Source organism: Pseudomonas sp. p1(2021b), assembly GCF_020151015.1.
Lineage (GTDB): Bacteria > Pseudomonadota > Gammaproteobacteria > Pseudomonadales > Pseudomonadaceae > Aquipseudomonas > Aquipseudomonas putida_K.
Genome location: NZ_CP083747.1, coordinates 1 through 24,559, shown reverse-complemented (window position 1 = coordinate 24,559; position 24,559 = coordinate 1). Strand labels below are relative to the sequence as shown.

The following is a 24,559-nucleotide window of genomic DNA, read 5'->3' as shown; positions in this document are numbered from 1 at the left end:
GATCTGTTGGCCATTACCACCGGTGATGGCCTCACAGTCGTCAGGCTGGCAACTGGAACCCGATTTTCATGAGTGCCTCGACGCACGCATCCTGATCCTGCTGATAGTTGCCTCCGGAGATGCCTATGCCGCCGATCAACTTCCCATCCTCCAGAATCGGATAACCGCCGCCGACAGCGACCATCCGAGGGCGATAGGCTAGCGGCGCCACTTTTGGATCGTTGGTCACATAGTCGTTCCAGACATGGGTCGGGAACCCAAACGAGGCGGAACTCCAGGCCTTGTCGATGGCAACATCGACGGTAAGGAACGGCGCATCGTCGGTGCGCTCGAACGCGCGCAGGTTACCGGTGGCGTCGACGACGGCGACGGCAGCCGGGATGCCGATGGCACGGGCCGCAGCGAGCGCCGCGTCGATGAGGGCGACTGCGGTTTCGCGGTTGATCGAGGCGGTGGCAATAGATTTGGTCATGGGATTCTCATCGCTGGGGCATAACCCGTTCGGCTTTTTGAGGTTGGACAAGATGTTTGGCGATCGCGGTCGTTAGAAGCCTTCGAGGACGATCTTGCCTTTAGCCGCGCCACTTTCGATCAGTGCATGCACCGTCTTCAGATTGGCGGCATTGATCGGCGACAGTCGCCGGGTCAGCGTCGTGCGGATTTTGCCGTCGTCAACCAGCGCTGCCATCGCATCCAGAATCTCGCCCTGCTCATTCATGTCGGGCGTGCCGTAGATCGACCGCGTGAACATCAGCTCGTGGTGGATCGACACCGCCTTGCGCTTGAAAACCATGATATCGAATGCCTTGGGATCGTCGATCAGTCCGAACCGTCCTTGTGGGGCGATCAGTTCGGCGATGTCGGCGACATGTTGCTCGGTATGTGTGGTCGAAAAGACGAAAGCGGGAGCACCGATGCCGAGTTCGGCGATCTGTGGCGCGAGCGGACGAGAATGGTCGATGACGTGGTGAGCTCCAAGCCCTCTTACCCACTCTTGGGTTTCCGGTCGAGAGGCTGTGGCGATGACGGTGAGGTCCGTGCGCTGTCGCGCGATCTGGACGGCGATCGACCCAACCCCGCCCGCGCCACCGATGATGAGGATCGCCTCCGCCGCACCGGGTACGGGCTTCGCCACGTCCAGGCGGTCGAACATCGCCTCCCAGGCCGTCAACGTCGTCAGCGGCAGCGCCGCCGCTTCCGCCCAGGAGAGCGACGCAGGTTTGTGACCGACAATCCGGGCGTCGACGAGATGGAACTCCGCATTGGTACCGGGCCGTGTGATCGATCCGGCATAATAGACCTCGTCGCCTAACTCGAACTGCGTGACGTCGGGGCCGACCTCGCGCACAATCCCGGCGGCATCCCATCCCAGCACCTTCCAATCGCCATCTGCCGGCGGCGTGCTGTTGCGGACCTTGTAGTCGACCGGGTTGACCGAGACGGCCTTCACCTCAACCAGGATATCGTATCCTGCAGCGACAGACCGAGGCAGATTGATGTCGACCAGCGCGGCATCCGCGGCGATGGGTCCCGGAACCTTGTAACCAATGGCTTTCATAAATGTCTCCAGCTTGCTTGATCGGATGACGCGAATGCTCGTTAGTCAACTTCTTCTACATTGAGGTCCCGACTCTTGAACTGGGTCGCGGTAGCAGATTTCATCGAACACGTCGATCAACAGGCCCTTATGCTCGGTCGCCGGATCGGTGATCGCGTAGAGGGTGGAGGCGTTATCGCCATCATCACCGCTTCCGAGGCGAAATGATCTTGCCCAGTCCCAGTGGACACCCCGTTAAGCGATAAACTGCAACGAGGTGAATCATGGCAAGACAAGCAACCCCAATGAAACAGACCCGCACCCGCCATTCCCAAGCCTACAAGGACGAAGCGCTGGCTTTGGCCGAGCGCATTGGCGTCAGCAAGGCTGCCGAACAGCTCGGCCTGCATGCTTCCCAGCTCTACGGCTGGCGGAGCAAGAAGCACCAGACTCAGGCCGGCAGCGAGCGCGAGCAGTCGCTGGCCGACGAGAATGCCCGACTCAAGCGGCTGTTGGCCGAGCACGCCGAGGAGCTGACCATCGTAAAAAAGGCCGCCGCGTACTTTGCCAAGAGCCTCAAGTGAAGTACGCCTTCATGAGGACTCATACCGCGCATTTCTCGATCCAGGCCATGTGTCGCGTGTTGGGCGTTGCCCGCAGCGGTTACTACGCTTGGTGCTCTCGCAGGCCGTCAATGCGCCAGCGGCGAAGAGCCGAACTGGATCGGCAGGTCGCTCAGGCATACAGCGCATGCAAGGGCCGCAGCGGGGCTCCACGGCTGTGCCACGACCTGCGGGAAGCCGGCCTACCCTGCAATCGCAAGACGGTAGCCGCCTCGATGCAACGGCAAGGACTGCGTGCCAAGGCCGCCAAGAAGTTCAAGGCCACGACCAATTCTCAGCACTCCCTGCCAGTGGCAGAGAACTTGCTCAAGCAGGATTTCAAGGCATCTGCGCCAAATCAGAAATGGGTGGGTGACATCACCTACCTGCATACAGAGGAAGGCTGGCTGTATCTGGCAGTGGTCATCGATCTATATTCACGGATGGTGATCGGCTGGGCCATGAACGAGCGCATGACGGCCGACTTGGTTTGCGATGCCTTGCACATGGCGCTGTGGCGACGCAGGCAGCCTAATGACGTGATCGTGCATAGCGACCGCGGCAGCCAGTACTGCTCAGCGGCTTACCAGGAGCTGATCCGCGCCCATCACTTGCGATGCAGCATGAGCGCCAAAGGCAACTGCTACGACAATGCCTGTGCAGAGAGCTTCTTCCACAGCCTGAAGGTCGAGTGCATCCACGGCGAGCGCTTCACGAGCCGCGCCCAGATGCGTGAAACCGTGTTTGAATACGTCGAAACCGATTACAACCGCCAGCGGCGACACAGCACGCTGGGGCACATCAGCCCAGAGGCCTTCGAGGCCAGGATGTGTGCTTAAACCCGTGTCCACGGCTGCTGGGCAAGATCAAAACGCCGCGTCGACGCAGATGCCGCACGGACCGATGGTTGATCCTGGCTCGAGATCGACGAGATTGCTGTCCTTGACGCGCTATTCGCGGTCTTAGCCCTTGGCGATGAAGGACTGAACTGCTTGTAGAGCGTCGGTCAGCTGCTATGTCATGGACGCACCTTCATCTTGAGTTGGATTGGACAAGCTTCCGTATAAGGCCCGCTGTAACCGTCAGATGACGGCGAAGAAAACGATGGGCAGTATTCACAGCCACTTAGCCTTCTTGAAGCGCACAAATAGGAAAACGCACGATATCGCTATCACTCCGAGCACGACAAAGTATCCGTAGGCCGTGTCCAGCTCCGGCATGTGCTTAAAGTTCATGCCGTATATTCCAGCGATCGCCGTCGGGACTGCCAGTATTGCCGCCCAAGCCGCCAGCTGGCGGGTGATCACCCCCGTCCTTTGCGCTTCAAGAAGGCTGCTGGCCTCAAAGACCGTGGACAGGACAAGCAGGAGGCCGTCGACCATGGACTGCACGCGGTGGACATGGTCCGCGACGTCGTGGAAATATGGTGTCATTTCGGCGCTGATGCAGGGAAAGTGGCCGCGAACGAGCTTTCGCACCAGCTCGGCCATAGCCCCGAGCGTGCGCTGGAACCGCGTGAGTTCGGACCTTAGTTCGAAGATTCGCGCCACCTCTTCTGGCCCGAGGAAATCGTGCAGCGACCGTCGCTCCATCGCCAGGACGTCGTCCTCGATCATTTCGAAGATGGGCAGATACTGGTCGACCACGCGATGCAAGATCGCGTGCAGCACATAGTCGACACCCTTGCCGAACTGCGTCGGCGATGCCTCGAGTTGCTCCCGAAGTTTGCCCAGCGCTCCGGCATTGCCGTGCCGCACGGTGATAAGGTGATTGTGACCGGTGAAGATCGCCATCTTGCCGTAGCTGATCCGGTCGCCGACCAGCTCGGCGGTCTGCGCGACGACGTACAACTCATCGTTGTAGACCTCGAGCTTGGGCGGGCACAGCGGGTGCATCGCGTTGTCGATCGCCAACGGATGAAGATTATATGTCCTTTGGATCGCGAGTAGTTCCTCGGGGGTGGGTTCGCTAAGCGCGATCCAGCAGAAGCCCGAGCGACTCTCGCCCAACTTGACGTGCTCATCGAGCGCGATTTCGCGAACTCGCTTGCCTTCGTTGTAATAATAGGCGGCGATGATGCTCATGCTGGCCTCGCGGGAATGTGGAGGCCACGCTGGACGGCCGGTCGAGCCAGCCCGCGTCCAAGCCATGCGCGGACGTTCGAAAAGCTGCTGAGGCCAAGGATGTCACCCGCAGCGTAGAATTCCACCAGCGCATTCACCCAGCCGAGCGTCGCGATGTCCGCGATCGAATAGTCGTCGACGATCCAGTCGCGGCCTTCCAGCCGGCGATCCAGAATCCCCAGCAGACGCGTGGATTCGTCGATAAAGCGCTGTTGCGGCCGCTTGTCCTCATAGTCCTTGCCGCCAAATCGCAGGAAGAAGCCGAGCTGACCGAACATCGGCCCGATGGCCGACATCTGAAAGAACACCCACGCTAGGGTCTCGTAACGCTGGCCTGGTTCGGTGGAGATGAACTGACCCGTCTTGTCGGCCAGATAGAGGAGGATCGCACCGGATTCCCATAAGGCGATGGGTCTACCGTCAGGGCCAGCCGGATCGATGATCGCCGGTATGCGTCCGTTCGGGTTCAGCGACACGAACGCCGGATCCTTCGACTCGTTGTTCGAGATGTCGATCAGGTGGGGCTCGTACGCCAGGCCAGTCTCCTCAAGCATGATCGAGACCTTGACGCCATTGGGCGTAGGGGCTGCGTAGAGTTGCAGGCGATCGGGATGAGATGCCGGCCAGCGCTGCGTGATCGGAAAGGACGAGAGGTCTGGCATAAATCTGCGATCCTGGTGTTGCGATGGCGACTGACTGGAACGAGCCGTCACTCTGAAGTAGGGTTCGATGACCGCGTCGCTGAACGACGCGGTCACGAAGATTGCGGACCGGATCGGCGCAGTGGCAACGGCAGTGAAGCCTATTCCGCCGCGGTCCCGGCCGCTGGCTGTACGTCGTCAACCTTTTGGCGCTTCGGAAGCACCCAGCCGGGACGGACGAAGTGGCAGGTGTAGCCGCCCGGGCGCTTCTCCAGATAATCCTGGTGATCGGGCTCGGCCTCCCAGAACTCGCCGACCGGCTGGACCTCGGTCACCACTTTGCCATCCCACAGCCCCGAGGCATCCACATCGGCGATCGTATCCTCGGCGACGCGCTTCTGCTCCTCGTCGACATAATAGATGCCCGACCGGTAGGAGAGCCCACGATCATTGCCCTGGCGGTTCAGCGTCGTCGGATCGTGGATCTGGAAGAAGAATTCCAGGATGTTCCGGTAGCTCGTCACTGTCGGGTCGAAGACAATCTCGATCCCCTCGGCATGCGTGCCGTGATTACGATACGTGGCGTTCGGAATATCGCCGCCCGTGTAACCCACACGGGTCGAGATGATGCCGGGCCGCTTGCGGATCAGATCCTGCATGCCCCAGAAACATCCTCCTGCGAGAACAGCGCGCTGATGCATGTTAAGCCTCCTCTACTTGATCGAGATATTCACCGTATCCCTCGGACTCCATCTCGTCGCGCGGGATGAAGCGAAGGGACGCTGAGTTGATGCAGTACCGCAGACCGCCGCGGTCGGAAGGACCATCGGGGAACACATGGCCGAGATGACTGTCTGCGTGTACTGACCTGACCTCCGTCCGGACCATGCCGTGTGCGCTGTCCCGCACCTCGTTCACGTTTGCCGAAACGATCGGCTTGGTGAAGCTGGGCCAGCCAGTACCCGAATCGAACTTGTCCGTCGAAGCGAACAGTGGCTCTCCCGACACTATGTCGACGTAGATGCCAGGCTCCTTGTTGTCGTTGTACTCGCCCGTGAAGGGCCTTTCGGTGCCCGCCTCCTGGGTAATTCGGTGTTGCTCGGGAGTCAGGTGGTCGATTGCTGTCTGTGACTTTTCAAACTTCATTACAGTCTCCAATACTTATCTAGAGGGCCAGGCACGCTACCGCTAATTTTTTATGTCTCCTGATTTGCTCCTACAATGGTAGTGGGATGGCAAACGAGGTTTTACTAAGTGTTGGAAAATTAGAGATTTAAATTTCGCGTCTATTAATTCTAGCGCAACTGAGTGGTTAAGCAAGTACGTAATCAGTAAATATTAAAAAAATAACACAAAAGCACGATTATATAATACAGTGTCAGTGTTTTATGATAATCAACAACGCCTGTCAAGGCAATCGCATGAAGCTCACCTGAGACCTAATAGTTCAGCCCGATAATCATCAGAGGTTGCAGCAATCAGCCTTCGTGCCTTGATGCCACCCTTGCGCTTGACCGGATCCAACCGGATCAAATTCAATGTAAGTTGCTTGAGAACGGCCATGTTGTGGGCAGCATGCCCGGTTCGGATCCGCATCTGATCGTCACCAAAAATGACATCCATGCACCAGTGGACGCGGTTCTCCACGCCCCAGTGCGCCCTGATGGCATGTGCGATGCGCTCTGCATCCGGAGCAAGACTGCTGATGTAGTAACGGCGCTCCAGGCTGGTCTGGTTGCCCACAGTCCGCTCGGACTCCAGCATCACGAAAGTGCGCAGTCCTGGCCAGCGTTCTGGCTGTGGCAGGCACTGGAGTTGGTCGAAAACATGGCTGCGACGAACCTCCAGCCGGCCATGGTCCTTCTCGACATGCTCGAAGTGCGCATGGGGTACCCGGGCAGGATCGCCGTCCAAAAAGGTGTCAGCGAAGTCATCGATCGCTTCGGCCAGCTTCGGCTGGTTTCCCTTGATGGCCAGCAGATAGTGCGCCCCGCGATCGAGAATGGCCTGTGCAATGTCCGGCTGGGTACCCATGGCATCGATCGTCACGGTGCAGCCCTCAAGCGCCAGTGTGGCCAGCAGCTCAGGAATGGCGGTCTTCTCGTTGGACTTCTGGGAGGTCGCCCTCTGCCCGAGAATCAGCCCTGAATCAGCCGCAAAAGCGCTGACCAGGTGCAACGGGGCCGTGTTTTTCTTGCCGGAGCGGCGACTGGTCTTGCCGTCTAGGGCAACCACTTGCGGAGAAAGGGCCGGTAGGATCGCCGCAACCCAACAGCGGAAGGCCTGCTCGAACTCCTCTGGATCGATCAGGCTGAATAGCCGTCCAAAGGTGTCGTGTGAGGGAATGCCGTGGGGTAGTTTCAGAATACGGCGGAACCAGTCCAGCCGCTGCTCAGCCCAGAGTTCGATTTCGATGAAGGTGTCAGCGCCGGCAAGCACGCCGCAGATAGCCACGACCAGTGTTTCGACCAGGTCGTGACGAATCTTGCCCTGCTGACGGGGATCATTGATGGCGACCAGAACATCGGAGATTGGTATGTGATGCGACATTGCAGGGCATCCTGAGTAGAGAGGCGCTCAGGATGCCCGCTGGGAAAGGACTCATTCAAATCGGCAGGCGTTCATGCGATTGCCCTGCAACGCCTGTTTAGATGCTGGTAGATGCGAATTTTTTGGCGTACAGTCAAAATTTTCTGATGGTTGCTTAGTGTGTTGGCGCTGATGGAAAATTGACCCAGGGCGGATTGCTGATTTTGTTACCAGCAACTGTGGATAAGTCTACCAGCGCAGCTGCTGTTGCCCCCACTCCTTCGCTAGCCCAGTTCAGTTGTTTAAGACCTGCCACACGCAGCCATGTAGCAGGCCGTCGTCGCCATGAAATCAGAACGGCTCATCGTCCTCCGGTTCCTGGCCGCCCTTACGCTTTCGCTCCCGTGATTTGATCTTGGCCTGGGCCGCCAAGCTACTGTGTTGCAGGCGATAGGACTCGTTACCGGTTTCGACGATGTGGCAGTGGTGGGTCAGCCGATCCAGCAGGGCGGTGGTCATCTTGGCGTCGCCGAACACGCTCGACCATTCGGCGAAGCTCAGGTTGGTGGTGATCACCACGCTGGTGTGTTCGTACAGCTTGGATAGCAGGTGAAACAGCAACGCACCGCCGGCCTGGCTGAAGGGCAGATAACCCAGTTCGTCGAGGATGACCAGATCCATGCGCAGCAGAGCTTGGGCGATCCGCCCGGCTTTGCCGTCGTGCTTTTCGCGCTCCAGCAGATTGACCAGATCGACCGTGGAGTAGAAGCGCACGCGCTTGCCGTGCCGGGTGATGCCGGACACGGCCAGCGCAGTGGCCAGGTGGGTTTTACCGGTGCCAGGCCCACCGATCAGCACCACGTTCTGCGCGGTGTCGGTAAAGGCCAGACTGGCCAGTTCGCTGATCAAACGAGCGTCTGCGCTGGAGGCGCTGAAGTCGAAGCCGGCCAGATCGCGGTGCATCGGCAGCTTGGCCATGTTCATCTGGTGGCTCACCGAGCGCATGGCGCGATCTGTGTGCTCTTGTTCCAGCAGGTGTTCGAGCAGCCACTTGGACGAGGCTGTGTTCGACTCACCCTGTGCAGTTAACTCCGCCAAGGCCGTGGCCATGCCGTGCAGGCGCAGCTCCTTGAGTTCCGCCATCAAATCACGCATGACCGACCTCCTCGGCCTGGCCACGCAGGCGGTCGTAGCGCGCCGTGTTAGCGACGGGGGCTTCCTTGAGCGACAAGTGGGTTTCGACGCTGGGTGGTGGTTCGGATGCTGTCAGCCGTGCCACGACATTGAGGATGTGTTCGGCGCTCAGGCTGCCGCTCTCCAGTACCAGCTCAACGGCTACCAGCACGGCATCGAGTCCGGCGACCGGTACGGCAGCCAGGACTTGCGCCATGATCCGGTCACCGCCGGCATGACGCCCCAGACCGTGCTTAAGCTGACGCAGCGGCGCCGGCAGATCAGCAAAGGGCGCGCCGTTGCGCAGCGCACCGGGCTTGCGTTCGATCAGCGGGAGGTAGTGCTGCCAGTCATAGCTGACCTGGTCGCGATCCAGCAAGCGGACATGGCTGGCGATCAGCGCGTCGTCAGCCACCACCTCGATTCGCGTCGGATACAAACGGCTGCTGACCCACTTACCCGCGTACTCACACGGCACCGAGTAGCGGTTGCGCCCGACGCTGACCAGGCAGGTGCTGGAGACCCGCGCAGGCCGCTCGACGTAACCGTCGAATGGCGCTGGCACAGGCATCAGTTCAGCGCGCTCCAACTCCAGCACTTCGGCCACACTCAGCCCGCTGTATTGAGGGTGCGTCAGCTCGTTCCAAAGCGCGCGGCAGCGCTGGCCCAGCCAGGCATTGAGTTCCTCGAAGGAGTGAAACTGGCAGTCCTGGGCGTCTAGCCAGATACGCCTGCGGCTGTCTTGCACGTTCTTTTCAACGATGCCCTTTTCCCAACCAGCGGCGACGTTGCAGAAGTCCGGATCGAACAGGTAATGCGCGCACATCACCGCAAAGCGTGCATTCACCGCCCGGCCTTTGCCCTTATTGACCTTGTCGACGGCCGTCTTCATGTTGTCGTAGATGCCCCGGCGCGGCACGCCGCCCAAGGCGCCGAACGAGCGTGTATGGGCGTCAAATAACATCTCATGGCCCTGGCTCGGATACGCCACAAGCCAGAACGCACGGCTGGCACACAGCTTCAGATGTGCCACCTGCATACGCCGGTAAATGCCGCCGACCAGCAAGCCTTCCTCGCTCCAGTCAAACTGAAACGCCTCGCCAAGAGCAAAGGTCAGCGGCACAAAGGCCTGCGACGCCTTGCCCTGTCCCCCTCGCCAGGCACGGATAAACGCGGTGAGCTGGCTGTAGCCACCGTCATAACCTTCGGCTTTGATTTGCGCCAACAGCGCCTTGGCACTGCGCCGCTGTTGCTTGGGGCGCAGCGAATCGGCTTTTAGCGCCTGCTCTAGCGTGGCGTGAAAAGGGCTGAGTTTGTTAAAGATCGCGCGGCGTTGGTACACCGGCTGCTTGGCCTCAGGTGCTCTGACCCACTTGCGAATCGTGTTGCGCGCCAGCCCGGTGCGCTTGGCTATCTCATGCAGCGACAGCTTGTCGCGGAAATACATCCGCCGAATTTTGCCCATCATTTCCATACTGATCACCCTGTGTTCTCCTGCTCAAAAATTGAGCAGAAGCAGTTGAACACCTGGGTCAGTTTTCAGTCGGCAGAACAGCCTCTACTGGGTCAGTTTTCGGTCAGCGGCAACACCCTGGCCCGCTACTCGTCCCCCGAGGGACACCTGATCTGCGACTACCGCTATGGCCTGAGGGAGGCCATTGCCGACGGGGTGTGCCGCGCGCCCCGCATCGTCCTTCTCGATAACCAGAAGGTGAAGCTAACTGAAGAACTGGAGACCGAGAGCACCGTCAGGCTGTTCCCCAGCATCGCCAAGCTGCTTGGTGAATCCCCCGTCACCTTCGAAGAGCTGTTGCGCCATGACGAGGTGATCGACCAACTGCTCGGCCTGGGATGCGCCAAGCTGGATGAGCTTCGCCAGATCAAGCCGGATGCAGCCGGCCTGGTGGTCGCCACCGATATTGAGCACGCCCAGCAGATTGTCCAGGCTCTGGAAGCCAGCGGGGAAGGTTGCCGCGTAGTGACCAACCGGACTCCGAATGCCCAACAGGTGATCAATGCGTTCAGGCACAGTGATTGCCGCTGGATCGTCGCTGTTGGGATGATCAGCGAGGGTACGGATATCCCCCGCCTGCAGGTGTGCTGCTACCTCAGCCGCATCCGTACTGAGCTGCACTACCGGCAAGTCCTGGGGCGCGTGCTGCGGCGGATGGGCGAGTCCGATGATCAGGCTTGGCTGTTCATGCTGGCGGAGCCAACATTGCGGCGCTTTGCGGAGCGCATTGCGGATGATCTGCCGGATGACCTGGCAGTGCTGAGCCGGGTGAAGATGCCCGCTGCCTCTTCTGGTTCGATGGCTGGTGGGATGGGGGCTACCTGCGATATCGATGGCTGCGGTGGAGGCGAGGCCGGGCAAAGCCTTGGTGCAGGTTTGGCGGGTGCCTACTCGCTGGGGGATTTTGCTGCTGAGCCGAGCTATCAGGTCAGTTTTTCTCAGCACTATCGGCAGTTGTTGTTGGCTTGCCTCTGATGGTCGGTAAGCAGTTAGCCCCAACTAGGGTGAGGCTGCCCGAAGTCTGACCGAGCCAACACAGGCCAGTCACCAGCCTTTCACCAATTCCGCGCCGAGCGGCCCAATGCGCTCTCGGGGCGTTCAGCTATTCGCGAAAGGCATCTCTTGGCCGATAGCTGGTCCGCTTTGTGCCACAAGCGGACGTTAAGTCGGTGAGTTATCTGTCTTGGCAAATCGGTTTGGGCCTAAGCCCTCGCTACACAGGAAATGGCGGCAACAACCTGGCCAGCAATAAAAAGCCGCCTTGCGGCGGCTCTATCCCTAAAGCAGTCATGCCCAAACTGGACGGTCAAAGGGAGGATTTCACTAAACAGGCTCTACTTATCGCTCCAGGGTTACCGGGGCCTGCGGGGCAATGTTCACCTTGAGTTCAAAGATGTCCGGCCGGGCATAATGGCCGACGACATCAAAGTCCAAGTTGGCTTGGCTAAGCAGATCCATATTGAGGTCTGCATAGATTTCTGTCTCGCAGTCGAACACCGGCCCTGCCAGTACTTCTCCGAGCGGACTTACAACCATGCTGCCCCCTCGCATCACGTAATCGTCCTCGTTGAACTCCAGGCCGAATGCATCGCGGTGCTGTTGTGGGTATTCACCAAGACGGATTGCCTGGCAGGCTGACAACACATAAACACGCCCTTCAAGAGCAATGTGCACCATGGAGCTGGCCCAGGACGGACGGTCATCTGCTGTCGGGGCGCAGTAGATCTGAACACCCTGGGCATACATGGCCTGGCGTAGTGCTGGCATGTAGTTCTCCCAGCAAATCACGCTCCCCAGGACGCCAAAATCAGTTTCTACAGGCTCGATTGTCGAGCCATCACCGAAGCCCCAAATTAGTCGTTCCTGGCCGGTGGGCATCAGCTTGCGGTGGTAACCGGCAATACCCCGGCCTGGGGCGATGGTGACCGCGGTGCAGTAAAGGGTGCGACCGAAGCGCTCGATTACACCAATCACAGTGGTAACCCCTGTGTGCTCGACACTTTCAGCAAGCAATGCCAGTTCCGGCCCATCCAGCGTCACAGCCCCATCGACATAGCGTTGGTACAGCTCACGCCCGCTGATGCTGCGATTACCCACTACGCTACCGAAAGCTATCCCCTTGGGATATCCGCCAATGAACGCTTCAGGGAATACGGCCAGCCTTGCACCTTGATCTGCTACGCGCCGCAGAATTGTGGAAGCCTTTTCAACGCTGGCTGCAGGATCATAAGGAACAGAGGCGGCCTGGATGACTGCAATTTTGGTCATGAAAAACTCCTGAGGGCAGTAAGAACCTAGAAACGTGTGATGTCGTTGTCGCGGGTTTCCGGCAAGGTCTTCCACAGCACGATGAGGCATGCCAGCGAGACGGCTGCTAGATAGGCGGCAGGGATGTTCGCGTCGCCAGCCTGGCTAATCAGGGCGGCGGCAATGAAGGGGCCTGGGCCTGCGAGTGTCGCCAGGGCCAGGTTGTGACCGAGCGCTGCTCCCGTGGAGCGGATGGACGCTGGAAAGACTTCAACCAGCAGCACCACATCCATCACCGCAGTTACAGCCACAAGTAGTCCCAGAACGATCAATCCTGCGAGGATTGCCACTGGGTTGCCGGTGTTGAGCAGCAGGAAGATTGGATAGGCCAGTACAGAGAGTGCGGCAGCAGCACTGAGCAGCAGCTTGCGTCGCCCGATGCTGTCGCTGAGCCGGCCGATCAGTGGATTGGCAATGACATAGACAACCAGCGCGATGCTGCACAGCCATAGTGCATTGCTTCGTGGTAGCCCAACGGTAGTGACCAGGTGGTTATTGGCGTAGGTGATGAAGTAGTAGAGCGAGACGCCGAACAGCGCTGAGAAGGCGAAAGTAGTGATGAAGGCGCGACGGTGTACAGACTTGCTCGGTGCTTCGAACTGTTGTGAATCGCGTTGACGTACCAGCTCTTCATACACGGGGGTATCACCCAGCTTCCGGCGGATGAAGATGGCGATACCGGTCATCACGATGGAGGCAACGAATGGGATCCGCCAGCCCCAGGACGCCAGTTGCTGGTCATCGAGTGTTGAGGTGAGGCTCGCGGCGGTGAACGTACCAAACAAGAAGGCCAAGCCAGCCGTTCCAGTGATAACGCTGGCTGCCGTCGCGCGGCGGTTGGACGGAGCACTCTCTACGATGTAGATACCTGCGCTAGACCATTCGCCCCCTACCATCATGCCTTGCACGAAACGCATGACGATCAGCAAGACAGGTGCAGCGATACCGATTGCCTCATAGGTGGGCAAAAGTCCGATGATCGTGGTGCACACACCCATACCGAAGACAGTGATGATAAGCACCGCGCGGCGACCGAGGCGGTCACCGATGGGCCCCAGAATCAATGCTCCAAATGGTCGCGATACGAAGCCTACGGCGAACACTGCCAGCGACGACAGCAGCGATACACCTGGGGCGCTAGAGGGGAAGAACAACATACCGATCACGGCAGCGAAGTAGCCGTAGATGGCGAAGTCGAACCACTCCATGAAGTTGCCGATACCCACCGCGATTGCACGCTTGCGAATGTCTGACTGCTCACCCTTGGTATGGATACTGCTTGGATTTACTTTTTTATTAATTGCGTCCACGGTGCTCCCCAGCTTTTCTTAGGTGTGTATGGGCAGCAGACTATGAATCCTCTCGGCCGCAGAGCAAACGATTAGAAAATATGAGCCGGATTAGTGTACGTAATATCTCGAGAATTGATCTGAACCTGCTGCTGACGTTCCACTGCCTGATGACCGAGCGCAGTGCCACCCGAGCCTCGGCCATGCTGCATGTGACCCAGGGGGCAGTTAGCTCGGCGTTGCGTCGTTTGCGTGAGCATTTCGGAGATGAGCTCTTTATCCGCACCGCTTCCGGAATGCAGCCAACCCGTAGGGCGATGGAGCTGGCGCCGAAGATCGCCGAGGCCCTTACGTCTATCTCAGGCGTGCTTGGGGCAGAGCCGGATTTCTCCGCACACGACTCGAGCTACATTTTCAACATCGGTCTGTCCGATGATATTGAGGCCTATCTCGCTCCGCGGATCGTTAACGCCGCAGCGGATCAGGGGCTGGGAGTGAGCTTTTCGTTCCATCAGAGCAACAGCTCACTGTGGAAACAGTCGCTACAAGATCCGGACATGGATCTAGTGATTTGCAGCGAGCCGAAAGACTTCAGCAGCGGGTATTCATCCAAGGTGCTGTTTTCCTCGTCATACTCCTGCTTGTACCTGCCTGGCGCAGACAACGCAGGCACACCTATCGGCCTGGAGGAGTACTTCGAGGCAAGCCATGTGCGAGTTTCCTATGACGGCCGCCGCGGCTTTATCGACGACATGTTCGAAGCGGCGGGCTATTCGAGGCGTGTTATAGCCTCATTCACCCACTTCAGTGGCGCGCTCACCACGTTGATCAGCAGCGGCGCGATAGCCACAATTCCCACGTTCGCCGCCGAGAGCTATTCGGCCATGACTCGGCTAAGTATTTGTCCGGCGCCGATTCCGGTTCCATCATTTCGATGCTTCATGGTTTGGGACATTGCCAAGAACAGTAAGCCTCAGCACGAATGGCTGCGGCTATTCATCGGGCAGCTGACACAGAAGCTTGCTTAGACTTGGTCGCAGGTAGCCAGGAGTTACGGGAAAAAGGGGGCGGATTTATTGGAATCATCGACCGCTTCTGACCGATTTGTGCCGGTCGTCAAGGACCGCTTCGGATCACTCTCAACCGGATCGCGGGCCAGCTGATTTGCTAAAAACCCGCGCCAAACTCAACGAAGGATTTCGCATGATCCGTTTTTTTTGGTTCTTCGCGGAGTCTGGGGGAAGAGCGAGTTGACAGTCAGGGAAGCAGGTAAATTGGCAGTCGCCAAACACACCCTTCACCTGTCCCTGCTGTCGCCGTGCATCCTATTGATCTTGCCGCTTTCTGGCCAGGCTACGACGCCGTTACCTGTCGCCCATCTACCGATAACACCCTCCTCATTGAGCTTGAACCTCAAGCCGGCTCTCTTCCTAAGTGCGGGCGTTGTGGCCAGTTCAGCCCGTTGATTCACGATCGCCGGATTCGTCTGGTGCGTGATCGTGATCTGTTCGATCAGCGCGTCCTGCTTCAACTACCAGTGCGCCGAGTCGATTGCCTGAGTTGTGGGCGGGTGACCGAGCGGATCGACTGGTTGGAGCCAGCATCTCGGCTGACCCAGCGGTTACGGATATGGCTCGAAAGCTTGCTGCGGCTGCTGCCGATCAGCCACGTCAGCCAGCTCACCGGCCTGCATTGGCACACCCTCAAAACGCTCGATAAACGACGCCTTCAAGCCGAGGTAGGCAACTTCGATTCAACCGGTGTCCGCCGCCTGGTGATGGACGAGTTCGCCCTGCACAAAGGGCATCGCTATGCCACGGTCATCATGGATGCCGAGCGAACGCGGGTATTGTGGGTCGGCCACGGCAACAGCCGCGAGGCGGTCCGCCCGTTCTTTGAATTGCTCGGCAAGCACTGCCAGCAGATAGAGGCGGTGGCCATGGACATGAACACGGCTTTTGATTTGGAGGTGAAGAAGCATTGCCCGCAAGCCGAAGTGGTGTACGACCTGTTTCACGTCGTCGCGCGCTACGGTCGGGATGTGATCGACCGTATCCGGGTTGACCAGGCCAACCTCCTGCGCGAAGACAAGCCGGCACGAAAGGCGGTCAAGCAAAGCCGCTGGCTGCTGCTGCGCAATCGCAACAACCTGAAGGACGGACAAGCCGTGCAGCTTCAAGAACTACTCGCGGCCAACCAGCCGCTGGCTACGGTCTATGTCCTCAAGGATGCGCTGAAGGATGTCTGGTTCGCCCCCAGCGTACGAGAGGGCTGGCGCCGCTGGCGAACCTGGTTGCGGCACGCCCGGGACAGCGGCCTCGCGCCGCTACAGCGCTTCGCTCGCAACCTGCGCAAATACGCCCGAGGCATCCTCGCCAGTGCCAACTTCCATATGCATACCAGCGTCCTTGAGGGCGTCAACAACCGCATCAAGGTGATCAAGCGTATGGCCTATGGTTTTCGGGACTCGGAATACTTTTTCCTGAAAATCAAGGCTGCCTTCCCCGGGAAAGCGCGATGAACCTATTTTTTGGTGTCCCAGAAGTCGGCCCAGGTCTTGGGTACGTCCGCGCCTTTGAACGCGTCCGTGCGATACGCCAGCACCGTGGAGTAGCTGATGTAGCCGACGCTGTATTCGTCCTTGAGGCTGTCGGGTATTTGCGCGGCATTGGGAATCAGCGCAAGGTCGAGCTTCTCGAACAGCCCTTCGGCTTCGCCACGGATGCAGTCGCCAGTGGGCAGGTCCACCACGTCCCAGGTGACCTTGCCGCTCTCGACCTGGGTCTTGATGATCGGGTAGGCCTTGGGCGAGCTGTCCTGTTTGAGCGTCAGACCGAGCTTTTTCGCCGCAGGCTCCAGGATCGCCTTGCTCTGGGCTTCCTGATAAGCACCGCCCTGGGATACGAACGTGATGTCCTCGGCCATGGCCTGGGTGGCGCTACCGATGAACAGGGCCAGACTCGCGAGTTGGAAAGCTGTAGTGCGCAATGTGCTCATGGAAAGACTCCGAATGGTTGGCAGATTTTCTTGGGCGAGCTGTAGGTTTTGTTGTCGGTCGCTCTGCGGGACCATGGAGGTCTAATGTACCGGCTTGTCCGTGAACGAAGCGGCTACAAATGCGCGGATGAAAAGTGGTTTATTGCGAAAATGCGAACGGGCACAGTATTTCGTGCGTCGGGTGCGGGCTTGCGCGCCTGTCGCGAGCAGCCCCGAAGCCCCCGGTAGGAGCGAGCATGCTCGCGATGGCGGTGTGTTGGGTGAGTCATAGCCAAGTCATTCAGCCCACCGTCATCCGCCTCACCACGCGCCGAATCATCGGCGCCGCCAGCACCACCACCGGCAACATCGATACCCACGACAGCGCCCACGCGTTCAACCAGCGGCCGGCAAAGGCCAGGTCGAGCGCATGGGGTGTGGTGGCGATGGCGGCCGCGACCGCGCAGGTCAGGCCGGATTGAACGACGCCGAAAACGAAATGCTCATAACGGGCGGGGATTTTCATCGGGGGTTCTCGAGAAAGAGCGGGGGGGCGCGATGCCCGGCCGCTCGGGCACGATCAAGCCGGTTGCAGTTGCGCGATAGTCTCTTCGGTGGTCCACAGCCCGTGGGCGAGGAAGCGGTAATTGATGATGGCCGCCAGGTAGCCGTCGCCATCCGGCAGGCGCGGGCCGGCGGTGGCGTCGCGTACCACGACTATTTCAAAGCCCTGTTCGAGCAGTTCGCGCAGGTGTGATTCCACGCAAAGGTTGGCCGCCATGCCGGCGAGGATGATCTGCGACACGCCTTTCTTGCGCAATTGCAGCGCCAGGTCGTTGGTTTCCGGGCCGTAGACCTTGTGCGGCGAGGCGATGATGGTCTCGCCGTCGAGAATGTACGGCTTGTAGATCTCGAGGAAATCGGCGCCGGAGCCTTCGAAGTTTTCCAGGGTGTTCGGTCCCTTGCGATCGAACATGCAGATGCTGTGCATGACCTTTTCCAGCGGACCGCCAAAATGCCAGTCGTGGTCGTGCGGGTAGTAATAGTGTGGCGACACGGCCACGGGCAGGTCGTGAGCCTTGAAGGCCTTGAACAGTTTTTCCAGGTTTTCGACGGTGTTGTTCTCGACGATGCTCTCACCGAACACCGCCCAACTGGCGCCGGCAGGGCTGAGGAAGTCGTTCTGTGGGTCGATGACCACCAGGGCGGCTTTGCTCAGGTCGAGCTTGAAACCAGTGGCAGGCAGTGCGGGTTCGGCGGGGTCGGCGTACAGATGGCTCATGACGATTTACCTCTTGGGTGCTTGCGTGGATGAGACGTGAATGTTGCTTTATATAAATGACCAGTCGTCTTATTAATGAGGAAAAAAAACTCACTCCAATAGCCGAGGCAAGACCATCGATACGAAACGCTGCAGAGGTGCACCGTCGCGCAGGACCTTGCCGCGCATGACCGCACCTTCCCAGCCTTCGACGATGACACTGGCCAGCGCTTCGGCGTCGTGAGTTTCAGAGAGTTCGCGGCGCTGCTGCGCTTCACGCAGGCAGCTCGCGAGCAAACCTTCCCAGCGCGCCAGCACATCGGCCAGACGCTTGCGGGTTTGTTCGCTGCCATTGGACATTTCCAGGGACAGGTTGCCAATCAGGCAACCCAGGCTGTATTCATGCTCGCCGTGCTCGAGCACCAGGGCCTGGAAGAACTGGCCGATGCGCTCCAGCGGCTTGACCCGGGCGTCGTAGAAGATCGGCCCGTGGCGGGTTTCGATCGAGGTCCAGTATTCCTCGAGGATCTCTGCCGCGAAGTCTTCCTTGCTGGCGAAGTAGTTGTAGAAAGAGCCCTTGGGAATCTCGGCAGCGGCGGTGATGTCCTGGACGCCGCAGCCGTTGAAGCCACGGTTGTGAACCACCTGGCGGCCAATCGACAGCAAACGGGATCTGACTTCGAGGTTGACCGGGCGAGCCATGACAGAGACATCCAGTGATGAGAAAGTTTTAATAAACTAACTGGTCATCTATGTTTCGTCAACAGTCGAATTGACTGCCAATCAGTCCGCCTGCGCCATCTCGATGTACTCGAGCATCTTCTCGTTGCCATCGAGAATGTCACGGCAGATGGCCGCCCGTGCCGCCGCGCCATCGCGGCGCTTGAGTGCGTCGAGCACTTCCCAGTGATGGTCGATGGCCATGCGCTCGTTGAAGTTGCCATAGGCACGGGCGATCAGTGGGCCGGTGCGCATCCACAGGCTATCGAGCAAACCCGCCAGCACCGGCATGCGCGCGATGGTGGTCAGCGCGTAGTGAAATTGCTGATTGCACTTGAGAGCGGCTTGCAAGTCCTGGGCGTTGATCGCGGCGATGTTGTTTTCGATGCAGGCTTGCAGGTCTGCGAGTTCGCTGTCGGTCACCAGCGCGGCGGCCGTCTCCGCAGCCAGGCCTTCAAGCGCCAGGCGGATGCTGCGGATCTCGCCGTATTGCGCGGCGGTGAGGATGGGTACGCGGATGTCACGCGGGGTCTTGAGGATCAGCGCCTGTTCCTTGGCCAGTTGCAGGATCGCGTCGCGCACCGGTGTGACGCTGGTGCCCAGTTGTTCGGCCAGGTCGCGGATGCGCAGGCGGTCATCGGGCTGGAAACGCCCGGTGATCAGTGCCTCGCGCAGCAACTCGTAGATGCCACTGCCCAGGTAAGAGTGATTGAGGGTTTGAATAGGGTAGGGGTTGCTCATTGATCGCTCATCTGCGGCGGATGCCCGGCCCGAATGATGGAAGTTTCCGGCCGGGATTTCCAGATTATTTCAGACGTGCTGACCACCGTTGACATGAATCTCCGAACCGTTGATGTACGACGCGCCTCGGGTGCAGAGGAAATGCACCAGGGATGCGACTTCTTCCGGCTTGCCCAAGCGGTGCATGGGGATCTGCTGATCGACGATCAGTTCGGTCCCGGCAGACAGGATCGACGTCTCGATCTCACCCGGTGCAATCGCATTGACGGGGTTTGGGGAGCAATGGAACCAAAAACCAACGTAAGCTCTGAATCCCACCGTAAAGGGGCTTTCCGATCTCCAGCTCACCCGCCAGGCATTACTCTCTGATCAGTGCCTCGATGATCGGGCAGATCGTTCCGCCGTCTCCCGCATCACATTGCTGCACCAGTTCGCCTAACAGTTGCTGCATGACGACCAAGTCGGCCATCTTCTGCTCGATCAACGCGAGCTTGCGTGCAGCCCGTGCTCGCGTTTCTGTGGGAGGAAAATAAAGTGTCATCCTAACTACAGGACCCTGCAACGTAGCAATTCCTGCAAAAATCCATTTAAAACAATGACTTATTTCAATTCTGCCATCTGCAAGCGTTTTGTGGGGATGGAGGCCGGAATCATTAAAGTATCATCCTAATTTTCGCTCAACCTTGGAAAATGCTGAGAATCGTAAAAATAAAGTTTCATCCTTTCCGCTACTAGTTCAAGGCTTTCCCGCCGCTTTCTTCCGGCCGCCGGCAACAACGCTGCTTGGCTGAGGCGATCCACTTGCGCTACCGCTCACTGATCAGATCGCACTTGAACTCGACGAGCAGCCAACCATCAGGCCGAGCGTGATCGCCAAAAAAAAGGTTCATCGCGCTTTCCCGGGGAAGGCAGCCTTGATTTTCAGGAAAAAGTATTCCGAGTCCCGAAAACCATAGGCCATACGCTTGATCACCTTGATGCGGTTGTTGACGCCCTCAAGGACGCTGGTATGCATATGGAAGTTGGCACTGGCGAGGATGCCTCGGGCGTATTTGCGCAGGTTGCGAGCGAAGCGCTGTAGCGGCGCGAGGCCGCTGTCCCGGGCGTGCCGCAACCAGGTTCGCCAGCGGCGCCAGCCCTCTCGTACGCTGGGGGCGAACCAGACATCCTTCAGCGCATCCTTGAGGACATAGACCGTAGCCAGCGGCTGGTTGGCCGCGAGTAGTTCTTGAAGCTGCACGGCTTGTCCGTCCTTCAGGTTGTTGCGATTGCGCAGCAGCAGCCAGCGGCTTTGCTTGACCGCCTTTCGTGCCGGCTTGTCTTCGCGCAGGAGGTTGGCCTGGTCAACCCGGATACGGTCGATCACATCCCGACCGTAGCGCGCGACGACGTGAAACAGGTCGTACACCACTTCGGCTTGCGGGCAATGCTTCTTCACCTCCAAATCAAAAGCCGTGTTCATGTCCATGGCCACCGCCTCTATCTGCTGGCAGTGCTTGCCGAGCAATTCAAAGAACGGGCGGACCGCCTCGCGGCTGTTGCCGTGGCCGACCCACAATACCCGCGTTCGCTCGGCATCCATGATGACCGTGGCATAGCGATGCCCTTTGTGCAGGGCGAACTCGTCCATCACCAGGCGGCGGACACCGGTTGAATCGAAGTTGCCTACCTCGGCTTGAAGGCGTCGTTTATCGAGCGTTTTGAGGGTGTGCCAATGCAGGCCGGTGAGCTGGCTGACGTGGCTGATCGGCAGCAGCCGCAGCAAGCTTTCGAGCCATATCCGTAACCGCTGGGTCAGCCGAGATGCTGGCTCCAACCAGTCGATCCGCTCGGTCACCCGCCCACAACTCAGGCAATCGACTCGGCGCACTGGTAGTTGAAGCAGGACGCGCTGATCGAACAGATCACGATCACGCACCAGACGAATCCGGCGATCGTGAATCAACGGGCTGAACTGGCCACAACGCCCGCACTTAGGAAGAGAGCCGGCTTGAGGTTCAAGCTCAATGAGGAGGGTGTTATCGGTAGATGGGCGACAGGTAACGGCGTCGTAGCCTGGCCAGAAAGCGGCAAGATCAATAGGATGCACGGCGACAGCAGGGACAGGTGAAGGGTGTGTTTGGCGACTGCCAATTTACCTGCTTCCCTGACTGTCAACTCGCTCTTCCCCCAGACTCCGCGAAGAACCAATTTTATGCGGTGGTACAACAACGAGCACCGACATAGCCGCATCCGGTTCGTCACACCGGCTGAGCGGCATCGAGGGCTGGACCATCAGGTCTTGGCCCGGCGACATGAGTTGTACGAACGAGCCAAGGAAAACAAACCGGAGCGGTGGTCAGGCCGGACGCGTAACTGGGAACCGATCGGCACCGTGTTGTTGAACCAGGATCGAGAGCAACAGAACGAGAAAATGGCGGCATAGTTAGACGGTTGACGCGACAACTACCTTGAAAAATGCCGTCATGGTAGCTAAGCTAGCACCCCACTAACAATATCGCTATCAGCACATACCGCACCCTGTTCGAACTAATGGATTGTGATGGACACACCAAATAACTCACTGTATGAGGCAACCCATGAAAAAGCAATTAAAAATAATTCTGCTCGCGTCCCACCTGGCTCTGTTTGGCGCGGGAGTTGGGCTAGGGATCTATATACTTCCGATTTTGACAGCACAAGAAAACGCCACCATCGCCGAAATTGAAGAAGTGCAAAAGGTGGCAAAGTATAGCGGAGAGTTCAAGAAAGATCAGAAAGGCAGCGACGCCCTTCACTGGGCGAATGGACAACTTTTTGTTACGGATAACGAAATTGTATTTAAAGGTGATGTAGCACCTGGTCCAGACTACAAAATTTACCTGACAAAGAAACAAGCCACCGACAAAGAATCGTTTTTGGACATAAAGAAAGAAGCAATTCTGATTGGCGAATTGAAAAACTTCGGGAATTTCAAGAAAACCATTCCTGCAAGCGTCAACGTCAACGAGTTTACAACGGTCCAAATATGGTGCGAGCATTTCTCTAAGTTCATCGGCTCCGCAAAATATCAGTAAACAAGCTTAAACTTGGATCTTGCCTGTTCACGAATAACATGCGCCTCATGCCAATGGAAATTAAAGTCTTGCCGGGCATGAGGCCTCCCCTCCACGTCTAGATTCTTGAAGTCAAAATTGACCTCAACCGACCCTCAGACACTGACTACGATGCCTGCATACCCTGAAGCGGTTCACCAGATGGGCTTGCGACAGAGATAAGTACGCGCCAACCTCAGATGCCGCTAAGGCTCTATACGCCGCCTTATCGGAATGGGTGGAATTTTGCGCGCGAGCGTCTAATGTTATCCAAGAGCGAGGGCTCTGATTAGTCCCGTCTCCCATGAAGATTCGCAGACTAAGACCCCTATTAAATCTGTAACATTTCGCTAGTTAAACGTTCATAGTGGAGATAAATAAAATGATTTCTTTACTGTGGGGTGAAATTAACCATATCGACAATGTTAGACCCATAGACGATGAGGACCTGCCATGTCTAAATGAAATATTTGAAATATTGAAAAAGCACAACTGCATAGACAGATTTGGCGTGGCACTACTGCACAAACACTTTGATCTACAAGAAGATGAGGTGCTTCTGGAAACAACCGATGTGGATGGGCGCGAACAGTGGATCAGGCCGATTAAAGAAAGTTACTTAAAAGAAAACCGCATTGAAGCGCAAACAACCCTCGTATGTTACTCCGATGCAGGCCTGTCTCGGATGTGTGTTTGCGCGCGAGGGCCTGATGGTCATATAGGAAGACATGCCAGTACTCCAAGCATGGACTAAGTGTCAAAAATAGCTGGCGTGATAAGCGCAATGGAGGGAGCGTGGAGTGGATAAATATTGCCTCGGATGCCGTGAAAATTGGTATGGGAGCGTTGATCGCTGGAATGTTTGGCTATCTCGTCGCGCTGACCAATACTTCGGCAGAGACCAAAAAACTTCATATCACTAAAAAACAACTGCAGCTGGATAAGGTTATAGAAATACTCAATTCATTCCATAAAAATTATGCACACTATAGAGCCAATGTAAGAAATTACACAGGGCGGTTACAGGAGCTGAGTGCAACACGGTTATTGAATTGAAGCTGGAGCATCATGCCGCATAGCCATAGCTTCCTGCATCACCTCGTCCATAACCTCGATCGGACACTTGAAGTCGAAGCGCTTACGGGGGCGCATGTTCAGTTGCAGTGCGATGGCATCCAGTTCCTCCTGGCTATGCACCGACAAGTCCGTGCCCTTGGGCAGGTACTGGCGGATCAGGCCATTGATGTTTTCGTTACTGCCGCGCTGCCAAGGGCTGTGCGGGTCGCAGAAGTAAATCGCCACCCCGGTCTGCTGGGTGATTTCAGCATGCCGCGCCATTTCTCGGCCCTGGTCGTAGGTCATGCTCTTGCGCATCGCCAGCGGCATGCCATTGAGCGCTGCACTGAAGCCTTCCATCGCCGAGGTCGCCGTCGCGTCGTTCATCTTCACCAGCATCAGGTAGCCACTGGTGCGCTCCACCAGCGTACCTACAGACGAGGCGTTGGCCTTGCCCTTGATCAGGTCGCCTTCCCAATGCCCTGGCATCAGTCGGTCTTCGATCTCCGGCGGACGTACATGAATACTGACCCTCTCAGGGATCTGACCGCGCCGATCCACGCCGCCAGAGCGCGGCCTGCGCATCGTCTTGCTTTGGCGCAGGCAGATGATCAGCTCTTTACGCAGCTCGCCGACTGGCAAGGCATAGATCGCGTTATAGATCGTCTCGCGACAGACGTAGGCATCTCTGAGGCTGGGAATATTCATGCTGCGCAGCTTGCCGGCAATCTGCTCGGGAGACAAACGCTCACGCAGCATATGCGCCACCAATTCGAAGCGCTCGCTACCCGGCAACAGCTTTTGCTTCGGTCGACACACCTGACGGCGGGCCTGCATCTGCTGCTGGGCCACGCGGGCCGAGTAGCCGCCACAGGCATCTCGATTGCGGCGCAGCTCCCGGCTGATGGTCGAAGGGGATCGGTTGATCAAGCAGGCAATCCCGCGCAGGCTGAAACCTTGGGCATGACCGATTTGAATGGTGGCGCGCTCTTCAACGCTGAGTTCGGAATAAGACAT

23 protein-coding genes and 5 pseudogenes are annotated in these 24,559 nt (G+C 58.1%); 8 read left to right on the top strand and 20 right to left on the bottom strand.

From position 1 onward, the window contains the following. Window positions 1-40: 40 nt before the first annotated feature. Complete coding sequence (locus tag K8374_RS24450) at window positions 41-472, bottom strand: GlcG/HbpS family heme-binding protein (protein WP_005006001.1); 432 nt, start codon at window positions 470-472, stop codon at window positions 41-43. Between the two features lie 72 nt (window positions 473-544). Further along, entirely contained in the window at window positions 545-1,558 is a 1,014-nt protein-coding gene (locus K8374_RS24445; protein ID WP_060495436.1) for a zinc-binding alcohol dehydrogenase family protein, read from the bottom strand. A 263-nt stretch (window positions 1,559-1,821) separates the two neighbouring features. Here K8374_RS24445 and K8374_RS24440 point away from each other — a divergent pair. Beyond that, window positions 1,822-2,978 (top strand): IS3 family transposase gene (locus K8374_RS24440; RefSeq protein ID WP_096010363.1). Its coding sequence is split into 2 segments (ribosomal slippage): window positions 1,822-2,080 and window positions 2,080-2,978, totalling 1,158 coding nucleotides; the frame shifts between segments, so codons are not numbered across the junction. Window positions 2,979-3,254: 276 nt separating this feature from the next. Here the strand turns inward: K8374_RS24440 and K8374_RS24435 are convergent. The 7 genes from K8374_RS24435 to istA form a co-directional block, all read right to left on the bottom strand. After that, window positions 3,255-4,223 carry a magnesium and cobalt transport protein CorA gene (locus K8374_RS24435; protein ID WP_003464971.1) on the bottom strand — a complete coding sequence of 323 codons (969 nt, stop codon included), beginning with the start codon at window positions 4,221-4,223 and terminating at the stop codon, window positions 3,255-3,257. Further along, complete coding sequence (locus K8374_RS24430; RefSeq protein ID WP_003464969.1) at window positions 4,220-4,924, bottom strand: glutathione S-transferase N-terminal domain-containing protein; 705 nt, start codon at window positions 4,922-4,924, stop codon at window positions 4,220-4,222. Before K8374_RS24430 ends, K8374_RS24435 begins: the two co-directional genes overlap by 4 nt. Before the next feature lie 140 nt (window positions 4,925-5,064). Then, the gene (gene msrA, locus K8374_RS24425; protein ID WP_003464967.1) at window positions 5,065-5,604 is read right to left on the bottom strand and encodes a peptide-methionine (S)-S-oxide reductase MsrA; all 540 of its coding nucleotides are present in this window, start codon (window positions 5,602-5,604) and stop codon (window positions 5,065-5,067) included. Window position 5,605: 1 nt separating this feature from the next. After that, window positions 5,606-6,049 (bottom strand): peptide-methionine (R)-S-oxide reductase MsrB, encoded by a 444-nt coding sequence (msrB, locus tag K8374_RS24420; RefSeq protein WP_003464965.1) that lies wholly within the window; start codon window positions 6,047-6,049, stop codon window positions 5,606-5,608. 282 nt (window positions 6,050-6,331) lie between these two features. After that, window positions 6,332-7,453 (bottom strand): ISAs1-like element ISPa60 family transposase, encoded by a 1,122-nt coding sequence (locus tag K8374_RS24415; RefSeq protein ID WP_076611919.1) that lies wholly within the window; start codon window positions 7,451-7,453, stop codon window positions 6,332-6,334. 330 nt (window positions 7,454-7,783) lie between these two features. Beyond that, complete coding sequence (istB, locus tag K8374_RS24410; protein WP_071890699.1) at window positions 7,784-8,587, bottom strand: IS21-like element ISPst3 family helper ATPase IstB; 804 nt, start codon at window positions 8,585-8,587, stop codon at window positions 7,784-7,786. After that, window positions 8,580-10,079: an IS21-like element ISPst3 family transposase gene (gene istA, locus K8374_RS24405; RefSeq protein ID WP_110992713.1), complete on the bottom strand. Its 1,500-nt coding sequence runs from the start codon at window positions 10,077-10,079 to the stop codon at window positions 8,580-8,582. Before istA ends, istB begins: the two co-directional genes overlap by 8 nt. 117 nt (window positions 10,080-10,196) lie before the next feature. Here istA and K8374_RS24400 point away from each other — a divergent pair. Then, a pseudogene (locus K8374_RS24400) lies at window positions 10,197-11,093 on the top strand (DEAD/DEAH box helicase); the annotation flags it as partial. 363 nt (window positions 11,094-11,456) lie between these two features. On the opposite strand, the gene K8374_RS24395 reads toward K8374_RS24400, so the two are convergent. Next, window positions 11,457-12,386 carry a carbon-nitrogen hydrolase family protein gene (locus tag K8374_RS24395; protein ID WP_003464945.1) on the bottom strand — a complete coding sequence of 310 codons (930 nt, stop codon included), beginning with the start codon at window positions 12,384-12,386 and terminating at the stop codon, window positions 11,457-11,459. A gap of 26 nt (window positions 12,387-12,412) precedes the next feature. Beyond that, window positions 12,413-13,735, bottom strand: coding sequence for an MFS transporter (locus K8374_RS24390; RefSeq protein ID WP_049273832.1), 1,323 nt, complete (start codon window positions 13,733-13,735; stop codon window positions 12,413-12,415). Window positions 13,736-13,815: 80 nt separating this feature from the next. On the opposite strand from K8374_RS24390, the gene K8374_RS24385 reads away from it, so the two are divergent. Continuing rightward, window positions 13,816-14,742: a LysR family transcriptional regulator gene (locus K8374_RS24385; RefSeq protein WP_003464940.1), complete on the top strand. Its 927-nt coding sequence runs from the start codon at window positions 13,816-13,818 to the stop codon at window positions 14,740-14,742. A 290-nt stretch (window positions 14,743-15,032) separates the two neighbouring features. Then, window positions 15,033-16,235: an ISL3 family transposase gene (locus tag K8374_RS24380; protein WP_003464938.1), complete on the top strand. Its 1,203-nt coding sequence runs from the start codon at window positions 15,033-15,035 to the stop codon at window positions 16,233-16,235. A gap of 5 nt (window positions 16,236-16,240) precedes the next feature. On the opposite strand, the pseudogene K8374_RS24375 reads toward K8374_RS24380, so the two are convergent. The 8 genes and pseudogenes from K8374_RS24375 to K8374_RS24340 form a co-directional block, all read right to left on the bottom strand. Continuing rightward, a pseudogene (locus K8374_RS24375) lies at window positions 16,241-16,711 on the bottom strand (extracellular solute-binding protein); the annotation flags it as partial. A gap of 280 nt (window positions 16,712-16,991) precedes the next feature. Continuing rightward, window positions 16,992-17,216: a DUF2798 domain-containing protein gene (locus tag K8374_RS24370; RefSeq protein ID WP_003465037.1), complete on the bottom strand. Its 225-nt coding sequence runs from the start codon at window positions 17,214-17,216 to the stop codon at window positions 16,992-16,994. A gap of 54 nt (window positions 17,217-17,270) precedes the next feature. Beyond that, window positions 17,271-17,972: a cysteine hydrolase family protein gene (locus K8374_RS24365; RefSeq protein ID WP_003465039.1), complete on the bottom strand. Its 702-nt coding sequence runs from the start codon at window positions 17,970-17,972 to the stop codon at window positions 17,271-17,273. Window positions 17,973-18,062: 90 nt separating this feature from the next. Continuing rightward, complete coding sequence (locus K8374_RS24360) at window positions 18,063-18,653, bottom strand: TetR/AcrR family transcriptional regulator (RefSeq protein WP_003465041.1); 591 nt, start codon at window positions 18,651-18,653, stop codon at window positions 18,063-18,065. 81 nt (window positions 18,654-18,734) lie between these two features. Continuing rightward, window positions 18,735-19,412 (bottom strand): GntR family transcriptional regulator, encoded by a 678-nt coding sequence (locus tag K8374_RS24355; RefSeq protein ID WP_016487046.1) that lies wholly within the window; start codon window positions 19,410-19,412, stop codon window positions 18,735-18,737. A 69-nt stretch (window positions 19,413-19,481) separates the two neighbouring features. Next, window positions 19,482-19,679 (bottom strand): annotated as a pseudogene (locus K8374_RS24350) (SDR family oxidoreductase); the annotation flags it as partial. Window positions 19,680-19,770: 91 nt separating this feature from the next. Further along, a pseudogene (locus K8374_RS24345) lies at window positions 19,771-19,929 on the bottom strand (MerR family transcriptional regulator); the annotation flags it as partial. A 369-nt stretch (window positions 19,930-20,298) separates the two neighbouring features. After that, entirely contained in the window at window positions 20,299-21,501 is a 1,203-nt protein-coding gene (locus K8374_RS24340) for an ISL3 family transposase (RefSeq protein ID WP_003464938.1), read from the bottom strand. Window positions 21,502-21,600: 99 nt separating this feature from the next. Between K8374_RS24340 and K8374_RS24335 the strand changes: the two are divergent. From K8374_RS24335 to K8374_RS24320, 4 genes and pseudogenes are all read left to right on the top strand, one after another. Beyond that, window positions 21,601-21,837 (top strand): annotated as a pseudogene (locus K8374_RS24335) (IS3 family transposase); the annotation flags it as partial. Window positions 21,838-21,991: 154 nt separating this feature from the next. Further along, a complete protein-coding gene (locus K8374_RS24330; RefSeq protein WP_011711661.1) occupies window positions 21,992-22,468 on the top strand; it encodes a DM13 domain-containing protein in 477 nt (158 codons plus the stop codon). 400 nt (window positions 22,469-22,868) lie between these two features. Further along, window positions 22,869-23,240 carry a hypothetical protein gene (locus tag K8374_RS24325; protein WP_052959448.1) on the top strand — a complete coding sequence of 124 codons (372 nt, stop codon included), beginning with the start codon at window positions 22,869-22,871 and terminating at the stop codon, window positions 23,238-23,240. A 41-nt stretch (window positions 23,241-23,281) separates the two neighbouring features. Further along, the gene (locus K8374_RS24320) at window positions 23,282-23,542 is read left to right on the top strand and encodes a hypothetical protein (RefSeq protein WP_047296649.1); all 261 of its coding nucleotides are present in this window, start codon (window positions 23,282-23,284) and stop codon (window positions 23,540-23,542) included. Here K8374_RS24320 and K8374_RS24315 read toward each other — a convergent pair. After that, entirely contained in the window at window positions 23,531-24,520 is a 990-nt protein-coding gene (locus K8374_RS24315) for an IS30 family transposase (protein WP_254843782.1), read from the bottom strand. The genes K8374_RS24320 and K8374_RS24315 overlap by 12 nt on opposite strands. Window positions 24,521-24,559: the final 39 nt, after the last annotated feature.

Bases quoted from the DNA above. Each gene is read 5' to 3' on its own strand.
- K8374_RS24450 (WP_005006001.1), bottom strand. From the start codon at position 472: ATGACCAAATCTATTGCCACCGCCTCGATCAACCGCGAAACCGCAGTC.
- K8374_RS24445 (WP_060495436.1), bottom strand. From the start codon at position 1,558: ATGAAAGCCATTGGTTACAAGGTTCCGGGACCCATCGCCGCGGATGCC.
- K8374_RS24435 (WP_003464971.1), bottom strand. From the start codon at position 4,223: ATGAGCATCATCGCCGCCTATTATTACAACGAAGGCAAGCGAGTTCGC.
- K8374_RS24430 (WP_003464969.1), bottom strand. From the start codon at position 4,924: ATGCCAGACCTCTCGTCCTTTCCGATCACGCAGCGCTGGCCGGCATCT.
- msrA (WP_003464967.1), bottom strand. From the start codon at position 5,604: ATGCATCAGCGCGCTGTTCTCGCAGGAGGATGTTTCTGGGGCATGCAG.
- msrB (WP_003464965.1), bottom strand. From the start codon at position 6,049: ATGAAGTTTGAAAAGTCACAGACAGCAATCGACCACCTGACTCCCGAG.
- K8374_RS24415 (WP_076611919.1), bottom strand. From the start codon at position 7,453: ATGTCGCATCACATACCAATCTCCGATGTTCTGGTCGCCATCAATGAT.
- istB (WP_071890699.1), bottom strand. From the start codon at position 8,587: ATGCGTGATTTGATGGCGGAACTCAAGGAGCTGCGCCTGCACGGCATG.
- istA (WP_110992713.1), bottom strand. From the start codon at position 10,079: ATGGAAATGATGGGCAAAATTCGGCGGATGTATTTCCGCGACAAGCTG.
- K8374_RS24395 (WP_003464945.1), bottom strand. From the start codon at position 12,386: ATGACCAAAATTGCAGTCATCCAGGCCGCCTCTGTTCCTTATGATCCT.
- K8374_RS24385 (WP_003464940.1), top strand. From the start codon at position 13,816: ATGAGCCGGATTAGTGTACGTAATATCTCGAGAATTGATCTGAACCTG.
- K8374_RS24370 (WP_003465037.1), bottom strand. From the start codon at position 17,216: ATGAAAATCCCCGCCCGTTATGAGCATTTCGTTTTCGGCGTCGTTCAA.
- K8374_RS24365 (WP_003465039.1), bottom strand. From the start codon at position 17,972: ATGAGCCATCTGTACGCCGACCCCGCCGAACCCGCACTGCCTGCCACT.
- K8374_RS24360 (WP_003465041.1), bottom strand. From the start codon at position 18,653: ATGGCTCGCCCGGTCAACCTCGAAGTCAGATCCCGTTTGCTGTCGATT.
- K8374_RS24355 (WP_016487046.1), bottom strand. From the start codon at position 19,412: ATGAGCAACCCCTACCCTATTCAAACCCTCAATCACTCTTACCTGGGC.
- K8374_RS24330 (WP_011711661.1), top strand. From the start codon at position 21,992: ATGAAAAAGCAATTAAAAATAATTCTGCTCGCGTCCCACCTGGCTCTG.
- K8374_RS24325 (WP_052959448.1), top strand. From the start codon at position 22,869: ATGATTTCTTTACTGTGGGGTGAAATTAACCATATCGACAATGTTAGA.